We start from the raw sequence: 23,846 nt of genomic DNA on the forward strand, positions 1-23,846 counted from the left end.
GATTCGTTTGTGCAGGGATTATTGCGCATACCCCAAGTAGCTAGATGATGAAAGTGGCGGAATTCCGGCCTATTGCAGCATCGAATACTTGGTATATCCCAATAAATCCCTACACAAACGGAGGATCTATTGGAATCAAGACATATTTGGCGAGAAATACACGCGGAATACTCATAAAATCCTCAATACATCAGCTTTCGACAGTCCGACATTCGCTCATGTCCACCCATGGACTATCCTTATTGAGGTTGCGGAGCCGATATCGTTCGGTTTCATCAAACGTGACCCGTTTAAAGCCAATGGTATAAAGCCAATGCGTACAGCCGTTGCATGTGGGGCCTTCAGGTCAGATGCGCAACGTCAGCCATGAGGGGCAGGTGAGAACGATGATGAGGGTATTCAGCACCATCAATGGACAAATAGAACAAATAGAAAAACCGGAAAACGGTTCATGGTTATGTTTAAGCGAACCTTCAGATGTTGAACTCGCTAATGTGTCTCAGACAACGGGCATCGATTTAGCTGATTTGCGTGCACCTCTAGATGACGAAGAACGTTCTCGTGTTGATGTCGAAGACGGTTACACGATGGTCATCGTGGATATTCCAACTGTAGAAAATCGCGGTGGTAGAGACTGGTACGAAACCATTCCTTTGTCGATTATCGTCACAGAAGGTTTGATTATCACTGTTTGTATGCAGGATACGCCAGTACTGCATCCCTTCATGGAGGGGACCATTCGAGGTTTCAACACCTTCATGAAGTCCCGTTTCATCCTACAAATTCTGTATAGGAACGCCACCACATATCTTCGCTATCTACGCATTATTGATCGTGAATCAGATAAATTAGAGCTTAAGCTTAGGCATTCTATGCAGAATCGTGAGATTGTGATGCTGCTAGAGTTGAGCAAAACCTTGGTCTATTTCGCTACCAGCTTGAAGTCTAACGAAATTGTTTTGGAGAAATTGACGAGTTTAGATCGCATACGTCAATATCCAGATGATGAGGATTTGTTGGGCGATGTCATAACAGAAAATAAGCAGGCAATAGAGATGGCGAACATCTATTCGGGCGTTCTGTCGAATATGACTGATGCTTTTGCTTCGATTGTGTCAAACAATGTGAGCAATGTGATGAGAATATTCACTATTATCTCTATCACGCTCTCCATTCCAACGCTGATTTTTTCTATGTATGGCATGAACTTTCAAACAGGAATGTTGGGAATGCCATTAACTGATAAACCGTGGGGTTTCGTGGCCATAATCGTGTTTTCAATGGTGTTATCCATTTTGGTGACCTGGTTCCTGACTAGATCGAAAATGTTTAAGTAGTGCCGTGACTGTGTTCACTACCGTTAAACACCGCTAGAATTGTTCGAGCATGCTGCAAGTGACAGCACTGAAGTCCATGACTCAGTGCTGCTCAGCATGTTGTGCCTTGTCCTCTAGACATTCATGAGCTAGTTAAGCGTTTGTGAGCAATTTCTTTCCCTGTTTACAAAGCTGTGTTAGGTTAATGCGGAAGATGAGCAACTATGACATCCTGCGTGATAGGGCATTCATCCAAGAGAAAGGATCACTCAGCTATGACAGATGGTTCTGTGTCTGCTGCCTTGAAGAGTGGAGAGAGCGAAGCCGATCAACTGACTGCTAAGCCTCTTGTGGAAGTAAGCCATGTCGAAAAATATTTCGGCGATTTGCATGTGCTCAAAGATATCAATCTGAAGGTAACTAAGGGAGAAGTACTGGTTATCATCGGACCGTCTGGTTCAGGAAAATCTACACTGTGCCGAACGATTAATAGGCTTGAGGCCATTGATTCTGGTGTAATTCGCATCGATGGAGAGCCATTGCCTCAAGAGGGCAAGGACTTAACCAGGTTGCGTGCAGAGGTTGGTATGGTCTTCCAATCGTTCAATTTATTTGCGCATAAGACGATTCTCGATAATGTGACACTTGCTCCACGAAAAGTGCGTCGCATTAGTAAAGAACAAGCCGAGAAGGAAGCTATGGAGCTTCTTGCCCGTGTCGGCGTCGACTCTCAGGCAAAGAAACTTCCCGCACAACTCTCCGGTGGACAGCAGCAACGAGTTGCTATTGCTCGCTCATTGGCTATGCATCCTAAAGTGATGTTGTTTGATGAGCCTACTAGTGCTCTCGACCCAGAAATGATTAATGAAGTGCTTGATGTCATGGTGGACCTTGCTAAAGAAGGTATGACCATGATTGTGGTAACGCACGAGATGGGCTTTGCCCGTCAGGCAGCTAATCGTGTGGTATTCATGGCTGATGGTGAGATTCTTGAAGAAGGTTCTCCTATTGAGTTCTTTGAGCACACCAAGACGGAACGCGCCAAGGACTTCCTCGGCAAGATTCTTGACCATTAACGTAGAACAGCTGCTGTGATGGGCAAACTTCGCGGTTCTCACAGCAGCCTTCCTTAAAAACTTCTAGGCACGTTAAGTCCCCCCATGTGGTTCAGTAGCGGCTTGGCTATAAGTCCTTGGAAGTACAGATTACAGAGGTGCTTGGTGTGCGCAGATGTTGAGCGTGCGCCGAATATGAAAATCGCCAAGGTATTGCATGTCTAGTGTCTACCACAGCTTGTGCGAAATTTCATGAACAATATGGATGTTGTTGCTGCATACGATGTTTCACTACTTTCGCTCCGTCAGGGATTTTCCCGACGCGCAGTGTTAGAAAGTGGAAGATTTCAGAAGCATGACATGAGCGAGTAACAACGTCGAGTCATCATATAGCAGGTGCGAGAAGCATATCAGCGACCGTGGGTACTTCACTTGATGGACACGTCGCAAGACATATGCGCTCCAGCCCGTTATGGATGAAAGAAGAGAGGAAATAACGATGAACGCGGTATTTAAGAAAGCTTTAGCTGCAGCAGTGGCAGTGGTCAGCCTGACCTCACTAGCAGCTTGTGGCGGATCGGCAGATAGCTCAAGTAGCGCCGATGGACCAAAAATCAAGATTGGTATCAAATTCGATCAGCCAGGTCTGGGATATAAACAGGGGAGCACATACACCGGTTTCGATGTTGATGTTGCTAAGTATGTAGCGAAGAAACTCGGCTACTCTGAAGACCAGATTGAATGGAAAGAAGCTCCTTCCAAGCAGCGTGAAACCTTGATTCAAAATGGCGACGTCAATATGGTGGTTGCTACTTATTCAATCTCTGATGATCGTAAGAAAGTCGTTGACTTCGCAGGACCATATTTCGTGGCTGGTCAAGACCTTCTGGTTCGTTCTAATGAAAAGTCTATTACTGGCCCGAGCTCATTGGATGGAAAGAAGTTGTGCTCGGTTACAGGCTCTACTTCGGCTCAGACCATCAAGGACCATTACGCCAGCAAAGTTCAGTTGATGGAACAAAGCGGATATGCAGAGTGCGTGACTGCACTGATTTCAGGAACTGTTGATGCAGTGACTACTGATGACATCATTCTCGCAGGTCTTGCATCAGCCAAGGGTGATGGACAGTTGAAGGTTGTCGGCAAGCCTTTCACACAAGAGCGTTACGGCATTGGTGTGAAGAAGGGTGACACTACCTTGGTCAAGAAGATCAATGCAGCACTTAAAGAGATGGAAGAGGACGGTTCTTGGCAGAAGGCTCTTGACAGCGCCACCAAGGGCACTGGTTACAAAGCCAACTCAGAGTACAATCCTCCAACAGCCTTCGATGCAGCATCAAGCACGCAAGATTTCTAAGAGTACATCCATGTTGACGGGTTGTATCGTTAGAGTAATGCTTCTACGGTATGACTCGTCAGCACGATTGCTCAATGTGTCGAATAGTAGGAAGAACTAAAGAAAAGAGGAAGCGTGTCTGATTTCACGACATTGTTCTCCACGTACGATGTGCTTGGCGCTTTTAAGGTAAACATCGAATTGACGTTATGGAGCGCCCTGTTCTCATTGATACTCGGTATTGTGCTCGTCATGATGCGCATATGCCCTGTGCCAAGTCTGAGAGGCTTTGCGACAGGCTTCGTCGAGTTTTTCAAGAACATGCCATTAACCATCATCATGGTGTTCATGATTTTAGGAGTCTTTGGGCAGCTAAAGTTTCAGTTCTCCGATAACTTCGACACGAATTTCTTCTGGCTTGCAGTTTGCGGATTGTCTTTATACACCTCAGTATTCGTCTGTGAATCATTGCGTTCGGGTATTAACACTGTGCCGCTTGGTCAGGCAGAAGCAGCCCGTTCACTTGGTCTTGGTTTTATGCAGTCAGCTCGTATCGTGATTCTTCCACAGGCGTTTAGAGGTTCTGTTGCTCCGCTGGGCAATACCTTGATTGCACTGTTGAAGAATTCGACAGTTGCAGCTGCTGCTTCGGTGAGTACAGAAACATCCAGCTTGATGAGTTCGATGATTGAGAATGATGCTTCAAAGATTGTGACCATCTTCCTCATCTTTGCTATCGGTTACGTCATTATGATTATTCCAATTGGTCTGATCACTACATGGCTCTCGAATAAGCTTGCGGTACGCAGGTAGACAGGGAGAATGATTATGAGTACAACAACAACGTCCCCTGTAACTGCAACGAAAACTCCTAAGAAGCGCAAACTCAACGAGGCCTCAGTGCTCTTTGATGAGCCAGGGCCAAAGTCGAAGAAGCGAATTTTCTTTATCAACATTGTGGCATTTGCTGTAATTGCCGTGTTGGTAGTGGCTGTTCTCATGCGTTTGGCTAACCCACCGCAAGGTCAGAACCAGCTGAGTTGGAGTATGTGGAAACCCGCCTTGAACTGGGAAGCTTGGCATGATTTCTATCTTCCAGGCTTGTTGCAAACCCTTGAAGCATCGATAGTTGCCATTATCGGTTCGATTATTTTCGGTATTATTTTCGGTATTGGTAGACTGCTGAACTTTGCTCCAATTCGATGGATATCATCCATTATTGTTGAGTTCTGTCGCGCAGTGCCCGTGTTACTATTCATGATTTTCTTGTGGCGCGGATTCTCTGCCATAGGAATTAGCGATAATGCGGCCTTCCTGGCTGTGGTTGTTGGTTTAATTCTTTATAACGGATCAGTGGTTGCAGAACTGGTACGCTCCGGCGTGGGAAACCTACCAAATGGTCAGCGCGAAGCGGCATTGGCTCTCGGTATGAGTCCTTTGCGTTCGTTGCTTTCTGTTGAAGTGCCACAGGCCTTGATTGCTATGTTGCCAGCGTTGATAACCCAGCTGGTGGTAGTGCTCAAGGACACCGCACTTGGTTCAATCATTACCTACACGGATTTATTGCAAGAGTCGCGTCGTCTTGGTTCTGCGAATTTCAACATGTTGCAAACCCTAGTTGTGGCAGCAGTGGTGTATTTCATCTTCAGCTACTTGTTGTCTCGCTTGGCTGAGTCCATGCCAAAGCGCATGCGTCGCCGAACAACAGGTATCACCGTGGAACCAGTTCAAGCACCTATAGCCATTATGGATCCATCAAATACCAGCATGATCGAACGTGCAGGTGAGCGTGAACTCCCATTCAACGGCGCTGAGCCACCTTTCCACGACCACTATCACGGTTCTAATGCTGTGACGGGCAAATGGAAAGAAAGCCATTTTGAGCACGGTCACGACCCGAACCATCCAGTAAATAAACCCAAGAAGTGGTAGAGGGTTGACGTAGCACAGTTTTTCTTGAGGGGCATCTCGCTTAGGGATGCCCCTCAATCATTGTCATATCGTGAGATATTAACGGTTACGATTGCAATGGTGTCCAAGCGAATAGCGATAATGCACCTTATGAGTTCCAACGAAAACAGCACCACATCTCCTGTAGAGATCCCCGCTGAACCGGCTTTTCGTTATAATGCCGATTTTGCACAACACATCGAAGAAAAATGGCAACAGCATTGGGAAAGCAACGGTACCTTCTGGGCAGCCAATGTTGACGGAAAGTTAGTGGACGGTTCAGGCAAACATGCTGATGGCCGTAACCCATATTTTGTCATTGATATGTTTCCATATCCGTCCGGTAAAGGGTTGCACGTTGGACACCCTCTAGGATATATTGCCACCGATGTAGTGAGCCGATATCATCGGATGAAGGGTGAAAACGTACTTCATGCGATGGGTTACGATGCCTTCGGCTTACCAGCTGAACAGTTCGCAGTGCAGACCGGTCAGCATCCTCGTATTACCACAGAGCAAAACATCTCAAATATGCGCTGGCAGCTCCACCGCATGGGTTTAAGTTTTGACGACCGCAGGTCTTTCGCGACCATCGACTCAGGGTATGTGCGTTGGACACAGTGGATTTTCTCGAAAATTTACAATTCTTGGTACGACCCCTCATTTGTACGAGCTGATGGTGGCATCGGTTCAGCACGTCCGATTAGCGAACTTGAAGAGGCGTTCGCTTCAGGAAGAGTATCTATACCTGGGCATGAAGAGGAATCCTGGAATGATCTCGATGTAGCAGAACGTTCCCATGCTCTCAACGAATTCAGGTTGGCATATATTTCCAAATCGCCAGTTAACTGGTGCCCAGGGCTTGGCACGGTTTTGGCAAATGAAGAGGTTACTGCCGAGGGGCGTTCCGAACGAGGGAATTTCCCAGTATTTCAGCGCGAACTCAAGCAATGGTCGATGCGTATCACTGCTTATGGGCATCGTCTGATTGAAGATCTTGACGAGTTAGATTGGCCTGAAAAAGTTAAACTCATGCAACGCAACTGGATTGGTGAGTCGCATGGGGCCTCGGTACATTTCTCGGTGCATACTGAGCAGGGTAATAAGGATATGGAGGTCTACACCACACGGCCAGACACTCTATTCGGCACGACATTCGCCGTGGTGTCACCAGAACATCAACTCCTACAATTTGTTCCTGATCAATGGCCTGCTGACGTACCTGAGTCATGGAAGGGCGGTTATGACGATCCTCGTCAGGCAGTTGGCGAATATCGACGTCAAGCGGAATCAAAAACTGCGAAGGACCGTGTGGATGATGCAGGCGAAAAGACCGGTCTTTTCACTGGTTTATACGCTACTAACCCTGTAACTGGGGCACAGTTGCCGGTGTTTACTGCTGACTATGTGCTTATGGATTATGGCACCGGAGCCATTATGGCAGTGCCAGGCGGTGATCAACGAGATTATGATTTCGCTACCGCTTATGGTCTGCCAGTGATTTATACCGTGCAGCCGACTCCTGAATCAGGTGAACAACTAGAGTCATATGAAGGCACTGCTCCCTTTGTTTCCCACGAGGGAATCGTTATTAACTCCACGGTTGAGCACACTGCAAGCGTGGGAGACAGACTTAGCTTAGACGGTCTTAGCGTTGACGATGCTATTAGTACCATGACTCGTTGGCTCGAAGAAGCTAAAGTTGGTACCGGCAAAACCTCATACCGTTTGCGTGACTGGCTATTTTCACGTCAACGCTATTGGGGTGAACCCTTCCCAGTGGTATATGACGAGGATGGTCTTCCTCATCTGATTCCTGACGATCAGCTCCCAGTTAACCTTCCAGAAGTGCCTGATTACAGTCCTAAAACGTATGACCCAAACGATGCTGAAACTGAGCCGGAAGCACCGCTGAGCCGTAATGATGACTGGGTTGAAGTCACTATGGATCTTGGCGATGGTCCACGTAAATACCACCGTGATACGAATACCATGCCTAATTGGGCTGGTTCTTGCTGGTATTACATGCGTTATATCAATCCAAGTGATCAGCAGCATATGGTGGAACCAGGAGAGTTTGATTATTGGCTCGGTCCTGAACATAATGCCACTGCAGGGACATCAGGTGGAGTTGATTTGTACGTCGGCGGTGTTGAGCACGCGGTGCTGCATTTGCTGTACTCACGTTTCTGGCATAAAGTGCTCTACGATCTTGGCTTCGTTAGCTCAAAAGAGCCTTTCCACAAGTTATTCAACCAAGGCATGATTCAGGCATACGCCTACACGGACGACCGCGGACAGTATGTTCCTGCTGCTGAAGTAGAGGAACGCGACGGGAAATTCTACTATGACGGTAAAGAAGTCAACCGTGAATTTGGCAAGATGGGCAAGAGCCTAAAAAACATCATTACGCCAGACGATATGTATAGCAACTATGGTGCAGACACCTTCCGTTTGTACGAGATGAGTATGGGTCCTTTGGCTGAGTCGCGTCCTTGGAATACTCGTAATGTTGTTGGCGGTATGAGATTTCTGCAGCGTTTGTGGCGAAATGTGCTGAACGAAAGCACAGGCGAAGTCGTGGTAAGTGATGATGTACCTGATGAGCAAACTCTTAAATTGCTGAACAACACGATTCATGATGTAACGGACGAGATGGAGGCTATGCGCCCGAATACTGCTATCTCCAAGCTGATCGTCTTGAACAATCATTTAACGTCACTGCCTAGCACGCCGCGTAGCGTGGTTGAACCATTGATTCTGATGTTGGCTCCGGTTGCACCTCATATCAGTGAGGAACTGTGGTCAAAACTTGGTCATGAGCATTCACTGGCTCATGAGGCTTGGCCGAAGTTTGATGAGCGTTATCTTGGTCAAGATAAGGTCACTGCTGTGGTTCAGGTGCAAGGCAAGATTCGCGGCAAACTTGAAGTTGACCCGAATATCGATCCCGAAGCTTTGCAAGCATTAGCGTTGGATCTTCCCGCTGTCAAGGAACGTTTGGGTGGTCAGCCTCCGCGTAAGGTGATTGTGAAAGCTCCTCGAATTGTGTCGATTGTGCCGAGTAAGTAGTTTTCGCGTCATCGATTAATGATTATTCAGTCTTCCACTGTGGTTATGCACAGTGGAAGACTGTTTTATTTGCGTTAGCACAATAGTATGGAATCGACTGTGCGGTGAACAATAGCTCAGCGAATCCGGTGCATAACATGGAGAAATTGGCATATTCGACCACATCCTTGGTACATGTGGCATAAGCCTGTGCAACGATGCAGAATCGGTGCATGACTGCCCCAATCGCTAACCGTCTCAGAGCATTAGACCAGACTCATGACGGTTATGAACTCAAGGAGACGCTCCTTGATGAGGCTCACCGTGAAGGAGTGCAGATTGATGAGGCTCACCGTGACGAGACTCTGAGCACTTCCTCAACTGAATATCCCCAGCATCTCAAGCTTGCTGATCTGATGAAAAGTACTACCAGTGTGGGTGGAAAGCATATTGAAAGTTCTGTTGGACTCCAGCATCATGCAGCGATAATGAATGACGTTCGTTTGGGACAACATACGCGTGAGCGAAAACGTGTGTATTTTAGTCTGGGGCATGCGATTGTGGTTATCGTGTTGTTGGTGGCAGCGCTGTGCGCGAGTCTGACGTTATTACTTCAACAAGCAAGCAATTATGCAGCATTTCAACGGCAAGCACTCAGTATCGGGAATCAAGAAGTTTCAGTATCACCCTCAATGAGTGTTCACGCAGATAATAGCGACGTGCAGAATGACAACAGTAATGCGGCAAGTGCGCCACCGAATGTTGCGGAATCACCTGAGACTTCAAGCTCATCGACTCCAGCAGCTCAGGATAATTCATCCGATGAGCATCTCATTAATCTCAATGAGGCAAACGACGCCGAACTGATGCAGATATCTGGTATTGGACCAGCGACTGCAGAAAAGATCATCAAGTATCGACAGCAACAGGGGCGTTTTAACAGCATCGATCAATTACTAGATATTCAAGGTATCGGTGTGAAAAAACTCGAGCTTATTCGCCCATATGTGACTGTGGAGTAGTCGTATGCGAGCCGCATTGAATCCATACAAACTAGTGGCGGAACAGCACTTACATGAATCAGGCAGTGCTGATATGCGGATGATTCCTATAGCTGCCGCAGTCTGGCTGGGCGCCTTCTGTGGCCAAGCAGAGCTCAACCATACACTGAGATATATTGTGGCGATACCGTTGGCAACTGTGGTGCTGTGTCTGCCAGCGTTGTTGTTGGGAGCCTGCTATCACCAGAATTGTTCACGTATTGTCGTCTCTCGCAAGATGTGCAGGCTACTAATTTGGTGCAGACGCAGTGCTCCAACAGTAGTAGTGATGCTGGCTGCATGTGCTGCTTCAACTGGAGCTTCCGTAGCCTGGTCAACTGTGCAACGTTCAGACCCTGCATATCAGCTGGCCGCTGCCAGAAACAGCACCAACAGCACAATAATCCGTGTGCTATCACCAATAACAGTATCTGCCTTACGCTCCAGCACATGCCGAGCTGATGTGCGAGTGATGAGTGTGCAACAACATCATCAGGGTGCAATTGCTATGCCCTCCAGACTACGTGCAAGGATTGTCGGTGATGATGAGGTTTGCGAAATGCGCAGAGGAGCCGAATATCGCATTGTAGTGCAGTTGTCCATATCTGAATTCGACAACGGAGTACAGCTAGAAGCTGTTTCACCAGCAACGAGATCTTCGGTAAGCATCGTATCTGAACCGCATATACTGTGGCGTGTTACCAATCTTGTTCAGCAACGATTCCTTGCAATCAGCTCAACACTCAGTGAACAAGGACGGGTATTAGTTCCAGGATTAACCTTAGGAGTTTTAGGCCAGGAAGCAGTTGCTCATACAGGGCAGACGTTTAGTACGCTTGATCCTGCCTATGCCGAGATGGTTAAAGATCAATTCAAACGTTCAGGAATTATGCATCTCATGGTTGTTTCAGGTGGACATTTTCTGTTGTTAAGTTCGTTGATTCATACAGTACTCAAAGGATTGTTGCTACACAGAGCAGTTATCGCAGGTGCCCTTGTCTTCGGTGCTTGCATGCTAACTGCCGTAGTGTATCCCTCTGATTCTGTTTGGCGGGCCACCACAATGAGCGTATTAGGGGCGTTGGCTGTGCTCAAAGGCCGACGTGCACAGGTGTTATCACAACTATCCTGGACTGTTGTATTACTGCTGTTGAGTAACCCTCACCTGTCAACAAGTTACGGTTTTGCATTATCATGTGCGGCGGTTTTGGGGATTGTTACGGTTGGTAGCGCCATTACCAGCATATGCGAAAGGGTGATTGGTAGCTTCGCAGCTGGCCAACTGGGCATCGCTGTAGGTGCGCAAATGTTCACCTTACCGATTCAGCTTCTTATGGACCCCGAAATCCCCATACTGTCTGTTCCAACCAACATAGTCGTTGCACCAGCCGTAAACTTGGCAACAATATTCGGCCTGCTAGCACTATCAACGGCTTGCTTTCTACCAAAACTTGCATATGGATGCGCGTGGCTGTCCTCAATAGGCACTTCCTTAATGTACGACTGCGCCAAATGGCTTAGTGATACAGAAATCTCAACAATGACTTGGCTTCCAGGGTGGCAAGGAGTGATACTCATGCTGCTTATAGAGTTGCTATGCATAGCAATAGTGATATCTCTACATCACATAACAACAAGGCGCCGTTGTCTTCGTGATCAAGCCGGCAATCACGAAGGTATTGCCTACCGACGAAGTGTACGCAGCTCTGTATTATTTTGGATACGCGAAAGCATAGAAATGTTTGAATGGTGAATTACACGCAGTATTGGTATTGAAGTACATATTGTCCAGTATTAACGCGAGATTGGAAGCTATGGTTCGTTCACAAGAACACAGCACGCAGACAGTTCCAGCACCGTTGACATTAGTAGTTGGAGGAGATCCTTTCCTCAACAATCAGCGTATCCGTGATTTGCGTCATGCAGCAGCCCAGATTAGACCTGACGCTGAAATTGTTGAACTCGACGCAGCCCAATGTGATGCTTATGCGTTCGACGAAGCAGTAGGGCCATCACTGCTCAGTGACAGCACAATAGTGATTCTAAGCAATGTGGAACATGCAGACGACAAATTGGCACAAACACTTCAGCAATACTGCAAACACAGTAAAACCAGCCAAGACATCGGCAGCGTCGTTATCGCGCAACACGAAGGTGGACAAAAAGGCAAACGTCTACTAGATGCCCTCACCAGAGCAGGAGCAGATAGACAGAACATACCTGATCTTAAAAAATTCGATGCAAAAATCAACTTCGTATATAGCACCTTCGAACGAAAACACCGCCGCATAGAGCCAATGGCAGCACAACAGCTGGTCAATGTCTTAGGCGATGACACAGGACAACTCGCAGCTATGTGCGAACAATTATGCTTCGACTTCGACGAAAATCCTATAACTCTCAATACTGCAAACACCTATCTGACAGCAGACCCTCAAGTGACAGGATTCGCTGTTGCAGACAAGGCCGTAGAGGGACGAACAGCAGATGCCATAGTTGCTATGCGCGCGGCGGTAACTCAAGGAATAGTACCTATAGCGCTCATCGGCGCTCTGGCATTAAAATTACGCATGTTAGCGAAAGCTGCTGCGATACAATCAGGCAGCATATCGCAGGCAGAAGCCAAAGCTAGTCCGTGGCAAATTAGAGCAGCGAGCCGACAGCTCTCAGGCTGGACGTCGGCAGGTTTGGGCAGATGCATAGAGGCGCTCGCAGCAGCTGATGAAAGTAGCAAAAGCAGCAGGGGAGACCCGGTTTATGCCCTTGAGATCGCAATAGAACTCATTGGTACTAAAGGGCGATTGGGACGGTAACTATATCGATGAGTATGGTGAAGGAGCATCAACAATATGACTGAGTTCACTATTGGTGATAGTACTCAAGAAAGTACAACTATCAATGTTTTGGCTGCAACATCTGATGATATGAGAGAGTTGGGGCGTACAGTGGCTCAACTGGTGCATGGCGGAGATGTGATTCTGCTTTCGGGTCCGCTGGGCGCTGGAAAAACTACTTTTGCGCAAGGTTTTGGTGCTGGCTTAGGTATAGAAATCCCAATCGTATCGCCAACCTTCACTATTGCCAGAGAACTAGAGGGTACATTCCATGATGCAAGTGCGGCAAAGCTCATCCATGTTGATGCGTATCGTCTAGGTAATACTTCTTTTATGCCTGGCGAAGATGTTAGCTCACGCTTGCTGGACGAATTGGAATCGCTCGGTTTGGATGAGGAATTAGAAAATCCAGGTGCCAACAGTGTGGTGCTTATGGAATGGGGTGAGCAGATGGTGGCCGCTTTAGCACCTCAGCGACTGGTCATCGCTATTGACCGGCCACTTGACGCGACGTTGCCTACACAAACTGAGGAACTCAGCAGCGAAGGTACACGCCAAGTGTCTATCACAGGAGTAGGCTCTGGGTGGGCACAACGAGTGAAATTTCTTACATCGCCAAGACTACAAGAGACGAAAGAATGACCTATCAGACGAAGGACAGCATGGATAGCGAAGTTCAAGCAAATGATATCGATCGTGAGGATCTTCCAACCTTAGTCATCGATACCTCTTTCGGTTCTACCGTTGGTATTGTCGGTCATCAGGCAATTATCGAAAGCGATTCGAGATCTCATGTCGAAAAGCTTCAACCGAACATTGCACGAGCTACTCGTGAGGCTGGTATAGACCCTCATCAGATAGCTCGCATTATTGTTGGCACAGGTCCTGCGCCGTTTACCGGATTGCGGGCAGGAATCGTCGCTGCGAAAGCACTGGCTTATGCAAATGGAGCAGAGCTCATCGGCCAAAACATTCTTGAGGTTCAACATCAGTGGATGAAACAGATACATCAATGCGACCAAGCGGCATCAGATTCTGCGAATACAGCATCGTTGCATGCAACGTTGGCAGTTAACGATGCTCGACGTCATCAATTGTATTATGCCTTGTATATTGGTGAAGATGAATTACTGCCAATGGATATAGATTTTCCTGAAGCTATCGTCACACATGTCAGTGATTGTTTAACTGCCGCTCAGACGACGTACGGAAAACAGATTGACTTAGATATCGTTGGTCATGGTGCAGGCAGATATATGCAAGAGTGGTCCAGATTTCCTCAGCTTCAATCGCTAGACCAGGTGTCTCATGACGGTGCTGATATTACAGCGCAGGATGAAGCTTTTGCAGTTTCATCAATTCGTGACGAATCAGTACTTGACCAAAACCCAGATGGAATACGTCTTTTCGCTCAAACTGCAATTATGCATGCTAAACGAGGGCAAGAAGTATCGGCTGAACCACTGTACTTGCGCAGACCGGATGTTTCAGTGCCTAAACCATTAAAACAGGTGACGTATCACGAAGAATCGTCATCTGGAGCGCGTAACAATCGCACATCAAACGCTTTTGCTGAGCATTCTGGTGCTAGGGGCACTGTTGGTAAGGGCACTGTTGGTAAGGATGGTGAATCCAGATGATTCGCGCCTTGGTTGAGCAAGACACAGCAGCTATTGCCGCTCTTGAAAGCGAGCTGTTTGGCAGTGGGGCTTGGAGCGAAGCTCTGGTACATCAAGAGATTAACGCGCCTGCAAGAAATTATGTGGTTGATGCGGATTCTGAGGGAATCATTCGGGGATATGCAGGGTATTGGTATGACGGAGATGACGCGGAACTGATGACTATCGCAGTCTCCACAACATATCAGCGCCGAGGTATTGCGTCTGCTATGTTGAGACACTTGCTACTTGAAGCAAAACGTCAAGGGGCACATCGGATGTTGCTCGAGGTTAGGGTAGATAATCAGCCTGCTATTAAGATGTATCAGCGTTTTGGTTTTACACAGTTGGGAATCCGTAAACATTATTATCAACCTGAAGGTGTGGACGCCTACACGATGGCTAACGATATCGATCAATGGGCAGCTCTGGATAGTGCGGAAATATCGGATCAAGCCCGAGACGCGGATGACGGTCAGTCAGCTCAAGAGGAATCATGATGAAGAGTGATTATCCACACATACCTGCTGCAGGAGTCGAAAAGATGACAGTATTACCCACTGATGATGAGCAGTCAGCAGTTTCAAAAGTGCATGGCGGCATCGTGTTAGGCATCGAATCAACTTGTGATGAAACAGCGGCAGCGGTGATCCAAGATGGCAAACTCGTATCTAATGTTGTGGCTTCTTCTATGCTTGAGCACGCACGATATGGTGGGGTTATTCCAGAAATAGCATCACGGGCGCATGCTGAGTCTTTTGTGCCAGTAGTATCTCAGGCTCTTGCTGATGCGAACCTTGATTTGAGTCAAATTGACGCAATCGCCGTGTCGGCTGGACCAGGGCTCGCAGGATGCTTGGCAGTAGGTGTATCGGGCGCGAAGTCTCTCGCTTGGGCTGCTGGCAAGCCTATCTTTGGGATTAATCATGTGATTGGTCATATCGCTGTTACCCAATTACAATTCGGTGCTTTCCCTGAAGATACCTTGGCATTGATTGTATCTGGCGGACACACTTCATTGCTGCATGTACGCGATGTCGCTCGTCATGTCGATGTAGTGGGAACGACGTTGGATGACGCTGCGGGGGAGTGCTTCGATAAGATTGCCAGGCTTCTGGGATTCCCTTATCCAGGAGGTCCTCATATCGATCGACATGCGCGTACGGGTAATCCTCATGCAATACGTGTGCCTAAAGGTCTTACACAAGGGAAGTCAGCCGCCAAGCATCCTTATGATTTCAGCTTTTCTGGCGTAAAAACAGCCGTAGCACGTTGGATTGAGAGTGAGGAAGCTGCGGGGCACACTATTCCAGTAGACGATGTTTGTGCGTCACTTGCTGACTCTGTAGCCGATGTATTGGCCGAAAAAGCTATGGCAGGCTGTGCTCAGTATGCTTCCGATACCTTAATTGTTGGTGGTGGTTTTTCCGCGAATTCTCAACTGCGCGAAAAGTTACTGCAAGTTGGTAAACGTGAGGGTGTACAGGTGCGCATCCCGAAAATTGCATTGTGTACAGATAATGGCGCAATGGTGGCGATGCTTGGATCAAATCTGCTTGAGGCAGGAATTAAACCTTCTTCCTCAGACTTTCCCATCAATTCTGCTATGCCTTTAACCCAAATCGTCATGCCTTAACAGCGGTGATCGCCATACCTTTCGTTTGTGTAGTGATTGCAAAGTAGAAGCTCCTTGATTGATTGTCATGAAGCTTGCAATTCCAACGATCTGTTTTGACAGAATTGTTGCGATACATGCTGTCATTCTGATAATCCCTACACAAACGGAGTTTCGTGGCAAAATATAGGTTTATTGACCCGAAATCTCGGGTTGTTGACTCGTTTCTGGCTGTACTCGTTCGAAATGCCGCAATGTGGGCACGAATAGAGGCACCATGGTGATTATGAGATAGGCGATTCCCAAGATACCGAGTGTGATGTTGAGACCGATGAGGTGAGACATGAAACCACCCAACAGCGATCCGAGCGGCATCAGGCCCCAACTGATTGCACCTGTAAGAGATATGATTTTCCCACGAGATTTTTTGGGAATACGTTCGTAGATGATTGCGCCGAGGATTGGGTTCAAGAATCCTGATCCAATACCACCGACGATTAGGGTAGCAATCACCACGGTAGTTGGTGCGTTGAAAGCCATGGCCAGATATCGAGGTGCCCCTACGACTAGATAACCAATAACAAAAACGGGAAAACGTGGCAGACGAGAAGCAAAAATGGTTGCAATCAAACTGCTGATCATTGCTGGAAAGGTCAGGGAGGCGAAGAGTAGCCCGAGGGTTTGTGATCCAAGATGCTGAGACAATACCCAAGCCGGTGTGAGCACATCTGTCCAAGCAATATCAATCATGTTGGTAACCGCAGGAATTAGTGTAAGCCCCATGACTGTAGGAAGAGCAATGAGTGCTTTCCATCCTGTTTTGAGATCTGCGAAATATGCTGAAGTTCGCGAACGCAACGGTGCATTGCGATGCTCTGCAAGGTGATGTTTGGCAGTGCCTACTTGGTGGTCTGAAGCTGAATCGCGGCTCTTAGTATCGCTAACAGCAGGATCGCTCATCTGGCGAAGAGCTGGTCGAACAATGACAGCGATTAACGTCGCTCCGACAATCAGGCCAAGCGACGTGAAAGCGAGAGCATAAGGGCCACCAACAAATCCAATAATCACGCCACCGGCGGCAGAGCCTATTGCACTAGCAAGTCGTTCAGTGGTACCGGAAAGTCCTGTGATTCGCTCCATAGGTTGCTTGGAGAATTGAGCCACACTTGGCGACAACACACTTTTGGAACTATTGGCAGGTCCACGCAGAGCACCAACAACCGCGACAATTACAATCAGTGCTGGTATTGAGAACAAATCTACAGCCCAAAGTATTGGTATCAGGGCGATGAAGCAGGCGCTGGTATAGTCACAAAAAATCGACACCCGAGTTGGTCCGAGCTTGTCAATCAGTGGTCCTGAAACGAGATTTGCTGCGACGAGTGCTCCTAATTGAATGGCACTCACAACACCTGTTGCAGCAGTATTATGAGTGAGGTTCAATACCATCCACGGTACAGCTAGGCTGCTCAGCGCTGTGCCGAATAATGAGGCAATGTCGGAACATAGCCATGCTGCGACAACCAGACGAGCATGCATCACTGTGCTCTTTGTGGAGGATGAGGTGTTGGTGTTCTCTCCTGAGTCTGAATTTCCTGAGTCTGAAGCTGCATCGATGCTCATTGCTTGCCCTCATCGCTGTGCTCATCCAGACTGTTGTCACTCTGCATAGCAATCTTCACAGGGAAGCCGAGAAGTTGAATAGAGAAGGCCTGTGTATCCGTATCACTTTCGCTGGTTTCATCGGAATCGTTACTATGTAGTGGGTGGTCATGCATTTCCTTGAGCAATATGGCTGCAACGCGATGCATAATCTCTTGTGCTTCGTTAGCTGTGACTCGGATAGGAAAGTCACTGAGTGTAGAGGCATTTTGCCATTCAAGGGGGAGAGTCTGCCACTGCTCTGATGCGGAAAGTATTTGTCGTGAATACTCAGCTGCAACCATTTGCTGGAATCCATACATTGCATCCAGCTTGCTTTCCGCATCAGGGTCATCTTGTTGTGGTGTGTTGGTGACGGTTGCGGTATTTACAGATCGCCAGAAGAGTTTTTTACCAATGGATAGTTTCTGATCTTGTTCTATAAACCCGTATTTTGCGAGCATTCTCAGATGATAACTGGTGGAACCGGTGCTCAGTCCTGTCGTGCGCGACAGATCAGTGGCAGTCTGCGATCCTTCAAGACGTAACAGACCAAGCAGCCTCAGCCTGATGGGATGTGTGAGCGCTCTGAGCTGCTCTGGGGTTGGGGTGATCGAATCAATCTTCGTCGTGATGTCTTGTTCTTCCATATAAGCAAAGATATCATTGCAAAGAAATCTATGCAAACATATCTTTGTATAGATGGATAGTCTCGTACTCAGCAGGGATGCATGATTTGCAATCTTTGTGAAATTACATAGAGCACATATTCCGGCCAAAAAATGAAGAAGGGGGACAAGTACTGTTCTCTACATAGCTTTGAACGTGTGGCATCCTAAGAATGCCCATAGAAATGGCCGGATATCGCATAGCCGCTCTATTGTGTAGGGATTACATGCGAGATGAGTGAATGATCAATACCCTAAAGCCTGGAATCACGCCATAATCAAAAAACAAATTTCTCAGTGCGCTACAAAATCCCTACACAAACGGCAATCTATTAGGCTGAAACCCTGAGTTGACCTCTTCAGGCCGCTTCGTCAAGAACCAGATTGACGGCTTTCTCCCATTTGTGGTTGCTGACGAGGATACTTCCCTTGGCACCTCTGACGATTTCTTGGCCATGATGCCAACGAATGACTCCATTGTCGCTAATTGATGCGAACTTGCCCTGCTTGCCAGTAGTGATGTCAGCGTGGTGTTCTTGCCAAGCTTGAATAACGTTACGGCTGTCGCAGCCATACAACCCAGTCGTGTAGTCTTCGGCGATACCATTGTGTGCGATGTACCCGCGCTCACCGTCAATCTCATAGTGGAATGGGTGAGTATTAGTCTCACGGATGCCGCCATGTGTGGCATGCCTGAAATGCAAGAGAAAAGGCACGGAAGTAAAATATTGGTAGTTGCTGAAAATTTTGCCAAGCGTCTTATTATTATCGAGATTTCTGTAACGATGTAGCGTTGTGCCGTCATACCACGCAATACCAGCGCCGTCAGGATTAATCTCGCTCATCGCTGCCAACTGAACAATAGTTGGCATACTTCCTGCCTCCGCTGTAGTAATGACGCACATATTTCTACCTCGATTCTGGTCTGGTTAAGCCGCTGACGAGTCCGCCCTGTTATGTCGTCAAGCGTATACGTAAGACCAGCATTAATCACGGTGCTTGATATATGCATTCGTGATGACTGGTTATAAGTGGCAAGGTACATCAGACGCAAATACTTGTTACAGCCTCATCGATATGTAGCTGTGCGACGTCGAGCACTGCAATAGAAAAATCCTCTGGATGCAACAGAAGCGGCAACTCGGTGCAGCATAGAACGATTTGAGTGAAAGGAGCCTTAAAAGTGTACAAAGAAGCACGAGAAGACAGCAAATCAGCATGCTTCGCGTGCCTCAATGCACATTTGCTGAAGAGATGAGCGTATATCAGCCCTTGGCTGCTACATATACATCCACAAGCTCCCAGAAATGCTGGTGGATGTGACCGCAAACCACATCAAGATGCTGCTGTCGGGTATAACTTGTGCCGGGCTTGCGGTAGGGGATAAGAGTGATCGAATCATCATAGATATGTTCTTCGATAATTCTCTGCGCCTTGCGCAAACGACGAAGCAGCCATGGAATCTCGATGCCACGCAACGAAAGCACGCCCTCCCTGTTCACATCCCGCAATGTGCCTCGTGGAGGTTCCGCGGGCTTACCGTCCGCGAGCAGACTCAGATTGTGCGCAAAGCTTTCATGCCATGCAACAATGTGAGCAAGCATATCTTGGACGTTCCAACGATGATTCACCATCACATTGAGATCTAAGCCAGGTACACTGTATAGTCTGATGAATTTCTGGAGTTGCAACTGCTCGGCAAAGAGCGCACGATCAATATCTGTCATAGCTGCACCCCATTATGTGTTATCAATAATCTGCAACCGCAAATTACACAACAACTAACTGACCTACAGTGTAATAGCTTGTGTTGATTGCATGCGAACACAAACCCTAATACAGCAGGACCGCCGCGTGTGGAATACACAGCGCGGCAGTCCTTGTAGAAAAACCATGTTGATAACATCAACAGAGTCCGTAATGTCCGATCAGGCGATATGCCACTGACTTGCTCTATGACGCGCAGCATAGAAAGAAGCGTATTGACCAGCTTCCCCAATGAGCTCATCGTGAGTTCCACGCTGCACCACGTTACCCTTTGCGTCGAGCACGATGATCAGATCGGCTGAACGAATCGTATTGAGCTTATGCGCAATCACCAGCAACGATGAGGATTGCCTCAGGCGTTCAACACAATCCATGATATGACGCTCATTCTCAGCATCCAAAGCACTAGTCGCCTCATCCAACAGCACGATTGGAGCTTGTTTGAGCAGAGCACGAGCTATGGATACTCGCTGGCGCTCGCCTCCTGAAAGGGCATGTCCACCTTCGCCAACCATACTTTGCCAGCCATTGGGTAGCCTGTTAACAATTTCTGATACGCCAGCAAGTTCTCCTGCTTCTCGAACTTCCGCATCAGTGGCAGAAGGTCTGCCGACTCTGATATTCGCAGCTAGTGTGTCATCAAAGAGATACACATCTTGGAACACGATAGATAGCTGCTTCATAAGTTGTTCAAATGGTTGTTGCTTTACAGGAACGCCACCAACTGAAATCTCTCCAGTGTCCACATCGTAGAAGCGCGCAATAAGTTTTTCGATGGTGGATTTACCGCCGCCAGAAGGGCCAACGAGCGCGACTAACTGCCCAGGCCGCACGTCGAAGGATATATCGCTGAGCACTGGATGATTAGGAATATAAGAGAAACCAACGTTTTTCAGTGATATTGCACCATTCTCAGTCAAGACAGCAGTTTGAGTCGGTTCAGGCAAGGTCGGTGCAGTGAAAATATCATCCAGATGATCAAGCATTACTCGATTATCTTCAACCCCAAGCAACTTACCGCCCAACTCTTCAAGCGTCTGCATAAAACGAAGCGACAGTCCAATAAAAGCGATCGCTGAAATAGGACTCAACGAGCCTTGCATAGCGAAAAGTGCAGCACAAATAATCATCAGTACCACAACCAACTGCCCAACTAAGCCGTTGAGTAAATTAGCTACCGTGCCCCACCATAATGAGGCTTTCTGTGCAGCGGTACTTTGAGCGTTTGCCTCATCAAGTTCTTTGAATGATGTGCTTCGGCCGCACGCTCGCAGCGCACCTTGACAGCGGCCAAATTCTACAATCCGATCACTGACCTCTTGCTCTACTGGATCGGTGATGTGTTTGCCTCGGGTAATGCAATACTGTGAAAGTCGCAATGCTATCAGCATCACTGGCACACTGAGTGCGAGAAGAAGTCCAAGTCTCCAATCCCACAGCAATACACCGATAATCACCACGCCAACACAACAAGCGTTCTGTATGAGTTTGCCTAATAAGTGAGCGACACTTTGCCCGAGTGTCATTACATCCTGCGAGACGAATCTCGAAAGATTACCTGCTGATGACTCATGAAACCAACCGATAGGAAGCTTGGCGAGTTTATCTCCCACAGTTCTTAGCAGATTACGGATAATGTCGAGTGCTGACTCATACGAGGCAATAGCTCCTGAATACTCGATGAGTGCGCTGGCGATACCTAAAACGGCGAGCACAATCATCCAACCCCAAAATCCGAGTCCAAATGATACGCTTTCACCAGCTAGAGTAAGCGATGCGGGCAGCAGCACCAGTAGCGACAGTCCTGTTACTGTGCCGGAGGCTGCGCTAAGAGCTATGTCAGTGGTGAAAGTCGACTGACCGTTATCAGAAATAAGCACCCGATAACGAGAAATGAGTGAATGACGGTTATGCAGAGTTGCTGTGCTCATCGTTGTGCTCCTTGTTCAATAGTCGCGCTATTTGCAACAGCAATATCGCTTTCCTCGCTCTGTGCGTTATTCCACAAAGCGGCATAGTGCTTTTCGTTGCGGAGCTCCTCGTGGGTACCACAAGCTTTTATCTGTCCGTGTTCCAGCACTACTATTTGTTCTGCTCCAACGATTGATGTTGGTTTATGTGCAATGACGATAACGGTTCTATCGCGTACAAGGTTGTTGAGAGCTTCTTGTATTTCGGCTTCAGATTCAGGATCGACGGAGGCAGTAGCTTCGTCGAGAATGAGGATAGGAGCGTCAACAATCAGTGCTCTAGCGATGGCTATTCGATGTTCCTGTCCGCCAGAAAGAGCGACATCTTGGTTGATTATGGTGTCGTAGCCATGGGGCAGAGCCATAATTTCGTCGTCTATGGTCGCTGCCTTCGCTGCTGCACGAATGTCGTTGAGGCTCGCATTAGGGCGGGAGAGCGCAATATTGTCTCGCACAGACATGCGCAGTAGCTGAGCGTCTTGCAATACGAAAGAGACCGTTGGATACAAATGGTTGTAAGACATGTCACGAACATTTACGCCCCCGATGGTGACACGACCCTGCTCAGGGTCGGCGAAACGTGCCACCAGGGTAGCCAGAGTAGATTTTCCGGAGCCAGAAGGTCCTATCAACGCTGTTGTAGTTCCTTCGGGTATATCGAGACTGACATCATTTAAAGCAAGTATGTCCCCGTATGAATAGCTGACATGGTCGAAATGAATATCGTATCCTGCTGGTGATTGTGGGTTGGGATTTTGCTCCATCACAGGAGTATTGAGTACATGCTTAATGCGAAGCGCTGCTGCGCCGGCAACTTGATAAGACCACGACATATTTCCAGCGACCTCTATCGCAGCAGGAAGCACTAGCGCTATTAGTGAGCATGCTAAGACTTGGGCTGCTGTGATCCAGCCTTGTGAAACCATCAGAAATCCACCGGCGAGATTAATCAGCAGCATAATAGGAGCTGCGATGAAGGCCATTGAAATAGCTGACCCCTTTAGCAGTGGGGCGCACCATCCGACATAGAATTCCGAGAACTCATCGGCTGCATGTGCAAAGTTTTTGTGAGCCCGACCGACCTGGCCAAAGGCCTTCACTACGCTGATGCCGCTGACGAATTCAACCATGGTTGATGAAACTTTAGAGAGTTTGGTGTCCATCTCGGCCGTTTTGGGGCCCATTCCCCGCATCATAATCATTTGAAGAAGCATATAGATTGGAATTGTGGCTACAGAAAGCAGACCTAATCTCCAATCAATTACCACAGCATAGATGAATAACGCAGCTGGCATCATTAATGCTGATGTTGACTCAACGGGAGCATGAGCAACCAATCCGTGAACGGTATGTGTATCGTCTTGAATGGCTTTTCTGATTTGTCCGCTGCTCGTTGAAGTGAAATGTGACAATGGTGCTCGTCCAAGAGCGGTAATGAGTTTGCTACGAATATCCAGTCCCATACGGGCATCAGCAAAATGGGTGATACTCAAGGCGAGGAAATAAAGCAATAAGCGTCCAGTGAAGGTACCGATCAGTAGTGAAAGCCACATCATTGCTTGGTGTTCATCGATTTTTGTTCCTGAGGTCCACGAGCTGAGGAAGATGTCACCAAGGTTTACTAGAGCGATGTATGGGGCAATTGCCAATATGGCTGAAAGACCAGAGAGTATGCGTCCGGCGAGGAGCCAGCCTTTAATAGAGCTGGTAATTTCAGCAAGTGCAAGCTTAGAAGCTTTGCTTTTTGCGGCATCGTCCTGTTGTGCAGTTGAGTCTTGCGTAGTTACCGACTCGTCTGACAGTTTGGCAGATGATCGCTGGCGCTGTTGTTCACCACCTGGCACAGTGGTTTTGCTGGTGTGTGATGTTGTCACTCTATTTCCTTCAATCTTTTCTGTAATGTTTTCGATAAGCTGTGTGCTTTGCTCATGTGAGCTTTAGTGAA

Annotated in this window: 19 protein-coding genes; 13 read left to right on the plus strand and 6 right to left on the minus strand. The window is 47.8% G+C overall.

Features of this window, described 5'->3' with window-relative positions:
* Positions 1 to 386 precede the first annotated feature (386 nt).
* The 13 genes from LKI20_RS05535 to tsaD all read left to right on the plus strand — a co-directional run bounded on the left by LKI20_RS05535 (position 387) and on the right by tsaD (position 15,876).
* Positions 387 to 1,337 (plus strand): magnesium transporter CorA family protein, encoded by a 951-nt coding sequence (locus tag LKI20_RS05535; protein WP_291771307.1) that lies wholly within the window; start codon positions 387 to 389, stop codon positions 1,335 to 1,337.
* A gap of 254 nt (positions 1,338 to 1,591) precedes the next feature.
* On the plus strand, positions 1,592 to 2,392 hold the full coding sequence (locus tag LKI20_RS05540; RefSeq protein ID WP_291771310.1) for an amino acid ABC transporter ATP-binding protein: 801 nt from the start codon (positions 1,592 to 1,594) through the stop codon (positions 2,390 to 2,392).
* Between the two features lie 478 nt (positions 2,393 to 2,870).
* The gene (locus LKI20_RS05545) at positions 2,871 to 3,728 is read left to right on the plus strand and encodes a glutamate ABC transporter substrate-binding protein (RefSeq protein WP_291771313.1); all 858 of its coding nucleotides are present in this window, start codon (positions 2,871 to 2,873) and stop codon (positions 3,726 to 3,728) included.
* Between the two features lie 114 nt (positions 3,729 to 3,842).
* On the plus strand, positions 3,843 to 4,520 hold the full coding sequence (locus LKI20_RS05550) for an amino acid ABC transporter permease (protein ID WP_291771314.1): 678 nt from the start codon (positions 3,843 to 3,845) through the stop codon (positions 4,518 to 4,520).
* Between the two features lie 15 nt (positions 4,521 to 4,535).
* Positions 4,536 to 5,639, plus strand: coding sequence for an amino acid ABC transporter permease (locus LKI20_RS05555; protein ID WP_291771317.1), 1,104 nt, complete (start codon positions 4,536 to 4,538; stop codon positions 5,637 to 5,639).
* A gap of 129 nt (positions 5,640 to 5,768) precedes the next feature.
* Positions 5,769 to 8,729: a leucine--tRNA ligase gene (gene leuS / locus LKI20_RS05560; protein WP_291771321.1), complete on the plus strand. Its 2,961-nt coding sequence runs from the start codon at positions 5,769 to 5,771 to the stop codon at positions 8,727 to 8,729.
* Between the two features lie 212 nt (positions 8,730 to 8,941).
* The gene (locus tag LKI20_RS05565) at positions 8,942 to 9,730 is read left to right on the plus strand and encodes a ComEA family DNA-binding protein (RefSeq protein WP_291771323.1); all 789 of its coding nucleotides are present in this window, start codon (positions 8,942 to 8,944) and stop codon (positions 9,728 to 9,730) included.
* A 4-nt stretch (positions 9,731 to 9,734) separates the two neighbouring features.
* The gene (locus LKI20_RS05570; RefSeq protein ID WP_291771325.1) at positions 9,735 to 11,501 is read left to right on the plus strand and encodes a ComEC/Rec2 family competence protein; all 1,767 of its coding nucleotides are present in this window, start codon (positions 9,735 to 9,737) and stop codon (positions 11,499 to 11,501) included.
* Between the two features lie 61 nt (positions 11,502 to 11,562).
* Positions 11,563 to 12,561: a DNA polymerase III subunit delta gene (holA, locus tag LKI20_RS05575; RefSeq protein ID WP_291771327.1), complete on the plus strand. Its 999-nt coding sequence runs from the start codon at positions 11,563 to 11,565 to the stop codon at positions 12,559 to 12,561.
* Between the two features lie 36 nt (positions 12,562 to 12,597).
* On the plus strand, positions 12,598 to 13,224 hold the full coding sequence (gene tsaE / locus LKI20_RS05580) for a tRNA (adenosine(37)-N6)-threonylcarbamoyltransferase complex ATPase subunit type 1 TsaE (protein ID WP_434734908.1): 627 nt from the start codon (positions 12,598 to 12,600) through the stop codon (positions 13,222 to 13,224).
* Between the two features lie 20 nt (positions 13,225 to 13,244).
* The gene (gene tsaB, locus LKI20_RS05585) at positions 13,245 to 14,222 is read left to right on the plus strand and encodes a tRNA (adenosine(37)-N6)-threonylcarbamoyltransferase complex dimerization subunit type 1 TsaB (protein ID WP_291771330.1); all 978 of its coding nucleotides are present in this window, start codon (positions 13,245 to 13,247) and stop codon (positions 14,220 to 14,222) included.
* Positions 14,219 to 14,740 carry a ribosomal protein S18-alanine N-acetyltransferase gene (rimI, locus tag LKI20_RS05590; protein WP_291771333.1) on the plus strand — a complete coding sequence of 174 codons (522 nt, stop codon included), beginning with the start codon at positions 14,219 to 14,221 and terminating at the stop codon, positions 14,738 to 14,740. The genes tsaB and rimI overlap by 4 nt, the downstream gene beginning before the upstream one ends.
* 44 nt (positions 14,741 to 14,784) lie before the next feature.
* On the plus strand, positions 14,785 to 15,876 hold the full coding sequence (gene tsaD / locus LKI20_RS05595; protein ID WP_434734944.1) for a tRNA (adenosine(37)-N6)-threonylcarbamoyltransferase complex transferase subunit TsaD: 1,092 nt from the start codon (positions 14,785 to 14,787) through the stop codon (positions 15,874 to 15,876).
* A gap of 171 nt (positions 15,877 to 16,047) precedes the next feature.
* Here tsaD and LKI20_RS05600 read toward each other — a convergent pair whose 3' ends face one another.
* The 6 genes from LKI20_RS05600 to LKI20_RS05625 form a co-directional block, all read right to left on the minus strand.
* The gene (locus LKI20_RS05600; protein ID WP_291771337.1) at positions 16,048 to 17,478 is read right to left on the minus strand and encodes an MFS transporter; all 1,431 of its coding nucleotides are present in this window, start codon (positions 17,476 to 17,478) and stop codon (positions 16,048 to 16,050) included.
* Positions 17,475 to 18,146: a winged helix-turn-helix domain-containing protein gene (locus LKI20_RS05605; protein WP_291771340.1), complete on the minus strand. Its 672-nt coding sequence runs from the start codon at positions 18,144 to 18,146 to the stop codon at positions 17,475 to 17,477. The genes LKI20_RS05600 and LKI20_RS05605 overlap by 4 nt, the downstream gene beginning before the upstream one ends.
* A gap of 377 nt (positions 18,147 to 18,523) precedes the next feature.
* Complete coding sequence (locus LKI20_RS05610; RefSeq protein WP_291771343.1) at positions 18,524 to 19,036, minus strand: class II glutamine amidotransferase; 513 nt, start codon at positions 19,034 to 19,036, stop codon at positions 18,524 to 18,526.
* 393 nt (positions 19,037 to 19,429) lie between these two features.
* Positions 19,430 to 19,891 carry a hypothetical protein gene (locus tag LKI20_RS05615; protein ID WP_291771345.1) on the minus strand — a complete coding sequence of 154 codons (462 nt, stop codon included), beginning with the start codon at positions 19,889 to 19,891 and terminating at the stop codon, positions 19,430 to 19,432.
* A 201-nt stretch (positions 19,892 to 20,092) separates the two neighbouring features.
* A complete protein-coding gene (locus LKI20_RS05620) occupies positions 20,093 to 21,862 on the minus strand; it encodes an ABC transporter ATP-binding protein (RefSeq protein WP_291771349.1) in 1,770 nt (589 codons plus the stop codon).
* Complete coding sequence (locus LKI20_RS05625) at positions 21,859 to 23,775, minus strand: ABC transporter ATP-binding protein (RefSeq protein ID WP_291771352.1); 1,917 nt, start codon at positions 23,773 to 23,775, stop codon at positions 21,859 to 21,861. Before LKI20_RS05625 ends, LKI20_RS05620 begins: the two co-directional genes overlap by 4 nt.
* Positions 23,776 to 23,846: the final 71 nt, after the last annotated feature.

Source organism: Bifidobacterium sp. (assembly GCF_022647885.1).
Classification (GTDB): Bacteria; Actinomycetota; Actinomycetes; order Actinomycetales; family Bifidobacteriaceae; genus Bombiscardovia.

Bases quoted from the DNA above. Each gene is read 5' to 3' on its own strand.
- LKI20_RS05535 (WP_291771307.1), top strand. From the start codon at position 387: ATGATGAGGGTATTCAGCACCATCAATGGACAAATAGAACAAATAGAA.
- LKI20_RS05540 (WP_291771310.1), top strand. From the start codon at position 1,592: ATGACAGATGGTTCTGTGTCTGCTGCCTTGAAGAGTGGAGAGAGCGAA.
- LKI20_RS05545 (WP_291771313.1), top strand. From the start codon at position 2,871: ATGAACGCGGTATTTAAGAAAGCTTTAGCTGCAGCAGTGGCAGTGGTC.
- LKI20_RS05555 (WP_291771317.1), top strand. From the start codon at position 4,536: ATGAGTACAACAACAACGTCCCCTGTAACTGCAACGAAAACTCCTAAG.
- leuS (WP_291771321.1), top strand. From the start codon at position 5,769: ATGAGTTCCAACGAAAACAGCACCACATCTCCTGTAGAGATCCCCGCT.
- LKI20_RS05565 (WP_291771323.1), top strand. From the start codon at position 8,942: ATGACTGCCCCAATCGCTAACCGTCTCAGAGCATTAGACCAGACTCAT.
- LKI20_RS05570 (WP_291771325.1), top strand. From the start codon at position 9,735: ATGCGAGCCGCATTGAATCCATACAAACTAGTGGCGGAACAGCACTTA.
- holA (WP_291771327.1), top strand. From the start codon at position 11,563: ATGGTTCGTTCACAAGAACACAGCACGCAGACAGTTCCAGCACCGTTG.
- tsaE (WP_434734908.1), top strand. From the start codon at position 12,598: ATGACTGAGTTCACTATTGGTGATAGTACTCAAGAAAGTACAACTATC.
- tsaB (WP_291771330.1), top strand. From the start codon at position 13,245: ATGGATAGCGAAGTTCAAGCAAATGATATCGATCGTGAGGATCTTCCA.
- rimI (WP_291771333.1), top strand. From the start codon at position 14,219: ATGATTCGCGCCTTGGTTGAGCAAGACACAGCAGCTATTGCCGCTCTT.
- tsaD (WP_434734944.1), top strand. From the start codon at position 14,785: ATGACAGTATTACCCACTGATGATGAGCAGTCAGCAGTTTCAAAAGTG.
- LKI20_RS05600 (WP_291771337.1), bottom strand. From the start codon at position 17,478: ATGAGCATCGATGCAGCTTCAGACTCAGGAAATTCAGACTCAGGAGAG.
- LKI20_RS05605 (WP_291771340.1), bottom strand. From the start codon at position 18,146: ATGGAAGAACAAGACATCACGACGAAGATTGATTCGATCACCCCAACC.
- LKI20_RS05610 (WP_291771343.1), bottom strand. From the start codon at position 19,036: ATGCCAACTATTGTTCAGTTGGCAGCGATGAGCGAGATTAATCCTGAC.
- LKI20_RS05615 (WP_291771345.1), bottom strand. From the start codon at position 19,891: ATGACAGATATTGATCGTGCGCTCTTTGCCGAGCAGTTGCAACTCCAG.
- LKI20_RS05620 (WP_291771349.1), bottom strand. From the start codon at position 21,862: ATGAGCACAGCAACTCTGCATAACCGTCATTCACTCATTTCTCGTTAT.